This is a genomic window from Cryobacterium sp. TMN-39-2, from assembly GCF_004402745.1.
Classification (GTDB): Bacteria; Actinomycetota; Actinomycetes; order Actinomycetales; family Microbacteriaceae; genus Cryobacterium; species Cryobacterium zongtaii.
The window spans coordinates 471,296-480,523 of sequence record NZ_SOFX01000011.1; the positions used below are offsets into that span (position 1 = coordinate 471,296).

General features: G+C 68.0%; 9 protein-coding genes and 1 pseudogene. 9 read left to right on the top strand and 1 reads right to left on the bottom strand.

Annotated features, from left to right (window positions below):
- Window positions 1–53: 53 nt before the first annotated feature.
- Window positions 54–455, bottom strand: a complete 402-nt coding sequence (locus tag E3O57_RS04315) for a DUF4870 domain-containing protein (RefSeq protein WP_103479203.1) — start codon at window positions 453–455, stop codon at window positions 54–56.
- Between the two features lie 201 nt (window positions 456–656).
- Between E3O57_RS04315 and hrcA the strand changes: the two genes are divergently transcribed.
- The 9 genes and pseudogenes from hrcA to E3O57_RS04360 all read left to right on the top strand — a co-directional run.
- The gene (gene hrcA / locus E3O57_RS04320) at window positions 657–1,676 is read left to right on the top strand and encodes a heat-inducible transcriptional repressor HrcA (protein ID WP_088456104.1); all 1,020 of its coding nucleotides are present in this window, start codon (window positions 657–659) and stop codon (window positions 1,674–1,676) included.
- A 58-nt stretch (window positions 1,677–1,734) separates the two neighbouring features.
- Window positions 1,735–2,841, top strand: a complete 1,107-nt coding sequence (gene dnaJ, locus E3O57_RS04325; RefSeq protein WP_088456105.1) for a molecular chaperone DnaJ — start codon at window positions 1,735–1,737, stop codon at window positions 2,839–2,841.
- Between the two features lie 11 nt (window positions 2,842–2,852).
- On the top strand, window positions 2,853–3,614 hold the full coding sequence (locus tag E3O57_RS04330) for a 16S rRNA (uracil(1498)-N(3))-methyltransferase (protein WP_103479171.1): 762 nt from the start codon (window positions 2,853–2,855) through the stop codon (window positions 3,612–3,614).
- A 19-nt stretch (window positions 3,615–3,633) separates the two neighbouring features.
- Window positions 3,634–3,996: an HIT domain-containing protein gene (locus tag E3O57_RS04335; protein ID WP_088456107.1), complete on the top strand. Its 363-nt coding sequence runs from the start codon at window positions 3,634–3,636 to the stop codon at window positions 3,994–3,996.
- 64 nt (window positions 3,997–4,060) lie between these two features.
- Window positions 4,061–5,074: a PhoH family protein gene (locus E3O57_RS04340; protein WP_103479204.1), complete on the top strand. Its 1,014-nt coding sequence runs from the start codon at window positions 4,061–4,063 to the stop codon at window positions 5,072–5,074.
- Window positions 5,071–5,538 carry an rRNA maturation RNase YbeY gene (gene ybeY, locus E3O57_RS04345; protein ID WP_088456108.1) on the top strand — a complete coding sequence of 156 codons (468 nt, stop codon included), beginning with the start codon at window positions 5,071–5,073 and terminating at the stop codon, window positions 5,536–5,538. The genes E3O57_RS04340 and ybeY overlap by 4 nt, the downstream gene beginning before the upstream one ends.
- The gene (locus tag E3O57_RS04350) at window positions 5,535–6,863 is read left to right on the top strand and encodes a hemolysin family protein (protein WP_103460587.1); all 1,329 of its coding nucleotides are present in this window, start codon (window positions 5,535–5,537) and stop codon (window positions 6,861–6,863) included. The genes ybeY and E3O57_RS04350 overlap by 4 nt, the downstream gene beginning before the upstream one ends.
- On the top strand, window positions 6,847–7,749 hold the full coding sequence (gene era / locus E3O57_RS04355) for a GTPase Era (RefSeq protein ID WP_103479172.1): 903 nt from the start codon (window positions 6,847–6,849) through the stop codon (window positions 7,747–7,749). The genes E3O57_RS04350 and era overlap by 17 nt, the downstream gene beginning before the upstream one ends.
- Before the next feature lie 192 nt (window positions 7,750–7,941).
- Window positions 7,942–9,228 (top strand): annotated as a pseudogene (locus E3O57_RS04360) (DUF222 domain-containing protein); the annotation flags it as partial.

A 9,228-nucleotide genomic window follows, 5' to 3' on the forward strand; every position in this document is an offset into this window, starting at 1 on the left:
CAGAATAGCGCCGGTCTCGGGCGCCCGCAGTGAGAAAACTAGCTGATCGGGCGCTAGTTGATCAGGCGCAGAGCGAACGGGTAGCGATACGGGCGGCCGTCGCGGGCGCTGACAAAACCGAGTACCGAGAGGATCGCGCCGATCAGCCAGAGCACCCAGGTGAGCGAGCCGAGCCCGGCCAGCAGGCCGAAGGTGAGAAGTGCCAGGACGGTGCTGAGCACGCTGATGGCGAGATAGCCGATCAACAGCGTGATCTGGAAGTTGAGCGCCTCCTTGGCCTCGCCGGCGGTGAATCGCCCGCGCTCCTTGAAGACCAGCCAGATGATCAGGGCCGGCAGGAAGGAGAGGATGCCGCCCAGGTGCGCCAGGGACGCCCACAGCTTGTCCTGCTCCGGAGTCAGCGCAGCAGCGGTGCCCGACCCTGTCGGTTGTCCAGGCCCATTGGGATAGCTCATGACGATGCCCTTCGACGTGCAAGTGGATTCAGCGATGAAAAACAGCGGTGGTACCGCCACGGAGATACGTGTGCCACCACGGTACTGCGCGAATTCGTCCGTGAGCAACGGGTATCCCAGACGCCCGCGTTATGATTGGCAGTCATACGAAGAGAGTGCCAGCCGTCGGCGGCACAAACGGGAGAGGGAGGCGAGCGTCCAGTGGTATCAGACCGCAGCCTCGAAGTCCTTCGGGTCATCGTGCAGGACTACGTGGCCTCCCGCGAACCGGTCGGGTCCAAGTCGATCGTCGACCGGCACGCTTTCGGCGTCTCGGCCGCCACGATCCGCAATGACATGGCCCTGCTCGAAGAGGAAGAACTCATCGTCGCGCCGCACACGTCGTCGGGGCGCATCCCCACCGACAAGGGCTACCGACTGTTCGTGGATCACCTGGCCGACCTGCGTCCACTCACGGGCGTCCAACGGCAGGCCATCGAGGTCTTCCTCGGCCAGTCCGCCGATCTCGACGAAGTCCTCGCCCGCAGTGTCCGCCTGCTCTCCCAGCTCACCCACCAGGTGGCCCTGGTGCAATACCCCTCGTTGTCGCGGGCCACGGTGCGCCACATCGAGCTCGTGCCGCTCAGCGACACCCGGGTGCTCTCGGTGCTGATCACCGACTCCGGCAGGGTGGAGCAACGGGTCGTTGAACTGCCGCGCCCGATCGAGGAAGCCGCCCTGGCTGAGCTGCGCTCCAGGCTGAACGCCGTCGTCGGCGGCCTCGGCATGGCGGCGGCCGCCACGGCCCTGAGCGGCCCGACCGGTCTGGGATCGCCGGAGCAGACCGAGCTCGTCGATCTCATCACCGGCACCCTGCGCGATCAGGTCGGAGCGAACCGGCAGGACCGCCTGGTCATGGCCGGAGCCGCGAACCTCGTGCGCACCGAGGAAGACTTCACCGGGAGCATCTATCCGGTTCTCGAGGCCATCGAGGAGCAGGTGGTGCTGTTGCGCCTGTTCGGCGAAATGGCCACAGACCAGCACGGCGTGTCGGTGAGCATCGGCCGGGAGAACGCACCGTTCGGGCTCGGCGAGACCTCCGTGCTCACCAGCGGCTATACCTCCCGCGGCGACGCCGCCCGCCTGGGTGTGCTCGGCCCGACCCGGATGGACTACTCCAACAACATGGCGGCCGTGCGCGCCGTCGCCCGGTACCTCTCCCGACTGCTCGGCGAGAACTAGCCGCCCCACACCTATCTCGACCGCCTTCCCCACCCCAGAACCCCAAGGAGAGCCAGCTTTGGCTGACCACTACGAAGCACTAGGCGTCGCCCGCGACGCCAGCACCGACGAAATCAAGAAGGCGTACCGCAAGCTCGCCCGCCAGCTGCACCCCGACGTGAACCCCGGCGCCGAGGCGTCCGAACGGTTCAAGACCGTCACGCACGCGTACGACGTGCTCAGCGACCCCAAGCAGCGCCAGAACTACGACCGCGGCGGCTCCGGCAACGGCCAGGGCGGCGGCTTCGACGCCGGCAACTTCGGCGACATCTTCGAGACCTTCTTCGGCGGGGGCGGCGGCGGCAGCCGTGGCCCCCGATCCCGGCGTGAACGCGGCCAGGATGCGCTCATCCGCGTCGAACTCGACCTGGACGAGGTCATCTTCGGCACCCACCGCGACATCGAGGTGGACACGGCGATCGTCTGTGCCACCTGTTCGGGCACCTGCTGCCAGCCGGGTACCTCCCCGGTCACCTGCGACATCTGCCACGGCACCGGCAGCATCCAGCGCGCCGTGCGTTCGCTGCTCGGCAATGTGATGACCTCCAGCCCCTGCGGCTCCTGCCGCGGCTACGGAACCATCATCGCCACCCCGTGCGTCACCTGCCAGGGCCAGGGCCGCGTGCGTGCCCGCCGCACCGTGCCGGTCGACATCCCCGCCGGCGTGGACACGGGCCTGCGCCTGCAGATGCCCGGCAGCGGCGAGGCCGGGCCGGCCGGTGGCCCGAACGGTGACCTGTACCTGGAGATGAAGGTGCGCCACCACGACGTCTTCAGCCGCGACGGTGACGACCTGCTCTGCACCCTCGAGGTGCCGATGACCGACGCGATCCTCGGAGCGACGGCCACGGTGAAGGCCCTCGACGGTGACATCGAAGTGGAACTGCGCCCCGGCGTCCAGGCCGGCGAGATCCTCACGGTCAAGGACCGCGGCGTCACGAGGCTCCGCGGCAACGGCCGCGGCGACCTGCGGGTCGGCGTGCAGGTGCTCACCCCCACCAAGCTCGACCACAAGGAGCGGGAACTGATCGAGGCCTTCGCCGCCAGGCACAAGGTTCCGGCGCCCGCCCTCAGCCAGTTCCAGCAGGGCCTGTTCGCGAAGCTCCGCGACAGGTTCCTCGGCTAGGACAACGTTCGATGGCGCACTTCTTCCTGTCAGAGACCCTCGGCGCCTCCGCCGACGGCTCGTCCACCGCGGACCCCGCGGTCGGGGCCACGGTGAGCATCACCGGGGCCGAGGCCAAGCACGCCGTCACCGTCAGCCGGGTGCGCCCGGGCGAGACCCTGCTGCTCGGTAACGGCGCCGGCCTGGTGCTCGGCGTCACGGTCCTGTCGGCCGCACCGGCCGAGCTCACGGCGAGGGTGGACACCGTGACCCGGACGCCGCCGGCCGTGCCGCGCATCCTGCTGGTACAGGCCCTGGCCAAGGGTGACCGCGACGAACTCGCCGTGCAGGCCGCCACCGAACTCGGCGTCGACGGGGTCATCCCCTGGGCCGCTGCCCGGTCGGTGGCCCGCTGGGAGGGTGTCAAGATCGCCAAGGGGCAGGCGCGCTGGTCCGCCATCGTGCGGGAGGCCAGCAAGCAGTCCATCCGGCCGTGGCTGCCGGACGTGCTGCCGCTGACCAGTACCAAGCAGCTTGCCCAGCTCGCTGGGACCAGCCGGATGCTGTTGCTCGAGCCGACCGCCGAGCTCAGGTTGACCGCGATCGCCGTGCCCACCGACGACCGGGATATCGTGCTCGTCGTCGGGCCGGAGGGCGGCATCGCCCCGAGTGAACTGGACATCCTCGAGCAGGCCGGTGCCAGCCGGGTGCGCCTGGGCGATACCGTGCTGCGCACCTCGACGGCCGGTCCCGCCGCGGTCGCCATCCTGAACGCAACCCTCGGGCGCTGGTAGGAGCGCTTAAGATAGAACCATGGCTTCCTCCGGTGCAGAACCCACGATCTTCAGCCGCATTACCGCGCGCGAAATTCCCGCGACCATCGTCGCGGAAACCGATGACATCATCGCGTTCAACGACATCGCCCCGCAGGCGCCCGTGCACGTCGTGGTGACCACGAAGTCGCAGCAGTACCGCAACGTCGGTGAACTCGCCGCGGGGGACCCTGCGCTGTTGGCCGAGCTGATCGCCGTGGCCGGCCGGGTGGCCGACGAACACTGCGCCGGTGAGTACCGCCTGGTCTTCAACACCGGAGCCTCGGCCGGTCAAACCGTCTTCCACGTGCACGCGCACGTCCTCGGCGGCGCTCTTGAGGAGGGCACGCTTGCTGCCCTCTGACGCCGAAACTCCTGACGGCGGTGCGCTCGACGTGGTGCGCAAGCTCCTGGTGGACGGCGTCGCCATGGTGCGCCTGCTCGGCCCGCAGGACCGGTTCCTCAGCACCATCGAGAAGGAATACCCCAATGTCGTCGTGCACGTGCGCGGCAACGAGGTCACCCTCACCGGCGCGGCGGTCTCCGTCGAGGCCGTGGTGCGGTTGATCGAGGAGCTCCAGCTGCTGCTCCGCACCGGCGCCGACCTCGGCGAGTCCGAGGTGAGCACCTCCGCCAGGATGCTCGGGGCCGACGCGACCTCCAGCCCCTCGACGGTGCTCGGGCAGGCCATCCTCACCTCGCGTGGCCTCACCGTGCGGCCTAAGACCCTCGGGCAGAGCGACTACGTCAACGCGATCGACGAGAACGCCATCGTCTTCGGCATCGGCCCTGCCGGCACCGGCAAGACCTACCTCGCCATGGCCAAGGCCGTGCAGGCCCTGCAGCGCAAGGAGGTCGACCGGATCATCCTCACCCGGCCGGCCGTCGAAGCCGGCGAACGGCTCGGCTTCCTGCCCGGCACCTTGACCGACAAGATCGACCCGTACCTGCGGCCTCTCTACGACGCCCTGTTCGAGATGATGGACCCCGAGCTGGTGCCCAAGCTCCTCGCGGCCGGCACCATCGAGGTGGCCCCGCTGGCCTACATGCGCGGCCGCACCCTCAACTCGGCGTTCATCGTGCTCGACGAAGCACAGAACACCACCCCGGAGCAGATGAAGATGTTCCTCACCCGCCTCGGCTTCGGCTCCCAGATGGTGGTCACCGGCGACATCACCCAGGTAGACCTGCCCGCCGGCGCCAGCGGCCTCCGCCTGGTCACCAAGGTTCTCGACGGCATCGACGACATCGCCTTCGTGCGCCTGACCAGCGCCGACGTCGTGCGCCACAGCCTCGTCGGCCGCATCGTCGACGCCTACACCGAATACGACTCGCAGAAGCAGGCCCAACGCTACGAAAGCGAACAGGCCCGCGACTTCGCCTCCCGCGCTCCGCACCAGGGGAACCCGCGCGATCGCACCCCGAAACGGAGATCCAGTTGAGCATCGAAATCAACAACGAGTCGGCCATCCCGGTCGACGAAGCCACCATCCAGCGCCTCGCCGCCTTCGCGCTGGACACCATGCATGTGCATGCCGACGCCGAACTGGCCATCGTCCTCGTGGACGAGGGCGCTATGGAAGCGCTGCACGTGCAGTGGATGGACGAGCCGGGTCCCACCGACGTCCTGAGTTTTCCGATGGACGAGCTGCGCCCGGGCACCGAAGACGCCCAGACCCCGCCGGGTCTGCTCGGCGACATCGTGCTGTGCCCGCAGGTGGCCCAGGGTCAGGCCGAAACCGCCGGCCACAGCACCCTCGACGAACTGCTGCTGCTCACCGCGCACGGCGTGCTGCACCTGCTCGGTTTCGACCACGCCGAGCCCGACGAAGAGAAGGAAATGTTCGGCATCCAGCGCGACATCCTGATCGGCTTCGCCATGCAGGAACGACGCCGGCCCCGATGATCGTCGGGTGGTTCCTGGCCGCCGCCATCCTGCTCGTCGCCTTCGGCGGGCTGATGGCCGCCGTCGATGCGGCGATCATGTCCCAGTCCAGGGCGGATATCGCCGAGCTCGCCGTGACGGCGCGATCCAAGCGGTCCCTGAGCGCGATCGCCGCCGACACCGGCGCGCACCTGAACGCCATCAACTTCGTGCGCATCATCGCGGAGACGACCGCAGCGGTGCTGGTGACCCTGGTCTTCGCCACGACCATCGACGCGATCTGGCTTGCCCTGCTGTTGTCGGCCCTGCTGATGACGGCGGTGTCCTTCGTCCTCGTCGGTGCGAGCCCCCGCAGCGTCGGTCGGGCGCATCCGCAGACCCTGCTCACGCTCACTGCCGTCCTCGTGCACTTCCTCAGGGTGCTTCTCGGCCCGGTCGCCAACGCCCTCGTCGCCCTCGGCAACCGGGTGACCCCCGGCCGCAGCCGGCTTGCCACGTTCACCTCAGAGGACCAGCTGCTGAGCATGGTCGACGAGGCCACCGAACTCGACGTGATCGAGGAAGACGACCGCGAGCTGATCCACTCGATTTTCGAGTTCAGTGAGACCGTCGTGCGCGAGCTCATGATCCCGCGCACCGACATGGTCACCATCGACGCCGATTCCAGCGTCGGTGCGGCGATGGGTCTGTTCCTCAGCAAGGGCTTTTCCCGGGTCCCCGTGGTCGACGGCGAAGTCGACGACGTGACAGGCATCCTGTATCTGCGGGACGTGTCCAGGCTGGTCTACGAACGGCCCCGCAACCTCGAGACGTTGCGGGTGGGCGAACTCGCCAAACCCGCCCAGTTCGTGCCGGAGTCCAAGAAGGCCGACGCGCTGCTGCGCCAAATGCAACTGGAGTCGAACCACCTGGCCATGGTCGTCGACGAATACGGCGGCATCGCCGGCCTGGTCACCCTCGAGGACCTGATCGAGGAACTCGTCGGGGACATCTCTGACGAGTACGACCGGGACGTCGTCGAGATCGAGGATCTCGGCCACGGCCGTTTCCGGGTCAGCGCCCGCCTGCCCGTCGACGAACTCGGCGAACTCTTCGACCTCGACCTCGACGACGACGAGGTCGACTCCGTCGGCGGACTGTTGGCCAAGGCGCTCGGCAGGTTGCCGGTCGCCGGCTCCGAAGCCAGAACCAGCGGGTTGATCCTCACCGCGGAGCGAACCGAGGGTCGACGCAAACGAATCAGCACAGTGCTGGTTGAACCAGACAAGGCGTTGAGAAACGCACAGTCCGCATTCCTGGGAATGCCGGACACCGAAGGAGCACACGGCAATGACACAAGAACCTGATTTCCGGGCGGGATTTGTATCCTTCGTCGGGCGCCCCAACGTGGGCAAGTCCACCCTGACGAACGCCCTGGTGGGGGAGAAGGTGGCGATCACCTCGTCGAAGCCGCAGACCACCCGCCGCGCCATCCGGGGCATCGTGCACCAGAAGAACGGCCAGCTGATCCTGGTCGATACCCCCGGCATCCACCGGCCCCGCACGCTTCTCGGTGAGCGGTTGAACAGTCTCGTGCAGTCGACGCTCAGCGGCGTCGACGTCGTCGGCCTGTGCATCCCGGCCAACGAGCCGATCGGCCCCGGCGACAAGTTCATCAACGAACAGCTGGACAACTTCCCGCGCGCCAAGAAGGTGGCCATCGTCACGAAGATCGACATGTCCTCCAAGACCAGCGTCGCCAACCAGCTTCTCGCGGTCTCGCAGCTGCGCGACTGGGAGGCGATCGTGCCGATCTCGGCGACCAGCCGCATCCAGCTCGATGTGCTCAGCAGCGAGCTGCTGCGCCTGCTGCCGCTCAGCGACGCGCCGCTGTACCCGGCGGATGCCGTCACCGACGAAAGCCTGGAATCGCGCATCTCCGAGTACATCCGCGAGGCGGCGCTCGAGGGCGTCACCGACGAACTGCCGCACTCGATCGCCGTGACCATCGACGACATCATCGAACGTGACGACCAGGATCTCGTCGAAATCTACGCCAACCTCTTCGTGGAGCGGGACAGCCAGAAGGGCATCATCATCGGCAAGTCGGGCAGCCGGCTCAAAGACGTCGGCATGCGCGCCCGCAAGCAGATCGAACCTCTCGTCGGCAAGCGGGTATTCCTCTCGTTGCGGGTCAAGGTCGCCAAGGAATGGCAGCGCGACCCGAAGCAGCTCGGTCGGCTGGGCTTCTAACCGAGCGCCCGGTCGGGTCCGGTCGCAGCAGGCCCTGGAACCTGTCCTCGAGGGCGACCGACCCCACCCATCGGTCGACCCTGTCGAGACCCTCGCTGCCCGCCCTTTCAGCTCAGAACTGTGTTCGATATGTGCTCGAGAATTTGCTGACATTTCCTCGCATATAGGTGCGATTCGTGAGAGAATGGGGGTATGGACGACGAGCTGGATAGTGGCTCCACCGCACCGACGGGAACGACTCCCACCGGTCCCAACCTGCACGACTGGAACACCGGCCTGTCCGGTCCAGATCCCCTCACGGCACTAGATGCCCACAGTCTGCGCGGCACCTCCGGCACGAAGGCCGCCGCTGCAGCCGACACTGCGGCTGGGCCTGCCACGGGCTCGTCCCGTCCCGGCCAGACCGGTCGGGGCCCGTCTAAGCCGCGGCCCGAGTGGCGGGATCCGGCCGAGCTGCCCGGGGTGCAGCGCGCGCATACCGGTGCGTTCGGTCAGAAGCTCCAGGCGTTGGATGACGCGGCGCGGACGGTGATGGCGGTGATGGACTCCATCGACGTGAACGCGTTGAGTGACCCGGAGGTGGTCGCGTTGACGCAGATGGTCGAGCGCACCGGTCGGCCGGTGGATGCGGCCCGGGTTAGCACGGCGACCGTGGTGGGTTACCGGTCCCGCACGGGGCTGGGCACGGAGTCGTTGGCCTGGCGGTTGGGGGCGTCGCACCAGAATGATCTGCTGATCGGGCTGACCGGCACGTCGGTGCCGGAGATGAAACGACGCGTGGCCCTGGGCGAGAAGGTCTCCCCGCGGATGCTGGGCGGCACGGTCCTCGAGCCGGAGTTCCCGTTCGTGGCCGCAGCCTTGGCGGCCGGGGAGATCGGTCTTGATGCGGCGGAGAACATCGTCAAGGGCCTGGCCGACTACAAAGTGCACGGCCGCTTCGACGCGGACCAGTCGCTGGTGGACGGTGGTGAGGCCGAGCTGGTGGAATCGGCAACCGGGTCGGTATTCGGCCGCACCCCCGGCCCCGGCGACATCGCCACCGCCACCGATGCCGATGACGCCGACGCCGACGCCGGCGCCGGCGCCGGAATAGTCTGCACGGGGCCGGTCCGGCGTCTGGGTGCGTCGGCGGGGTTCACCTTCCCGGCGGACCGGATTCGGGAGATGGCGGCGACGTGGCAGGCGGTGTTGAACCCGGACGGGGCCGCGCCCACCGCGGAGATCCTCGAGGCCAAATCCACGTTCTCGTTCGGCAAACTCAGCCAAGGCCTGCACCCGCTGCGCGGCGGGGTGCCCCCGGAGCTCAAGGGCATCATGCAAAACCTGTTCAACACGTTCCAGTCCGCGCGCAGCGCACCCGCGTTCCCGTCCGCGGACGAACAGCAGCGCATCGAGGCCGGCGAACTCGTGCCCGGCGAGATCCTCGATGAACGCGACGGCGGTCAGAAACGTGCCGATATTCTCCGCGGCATCCTCGTC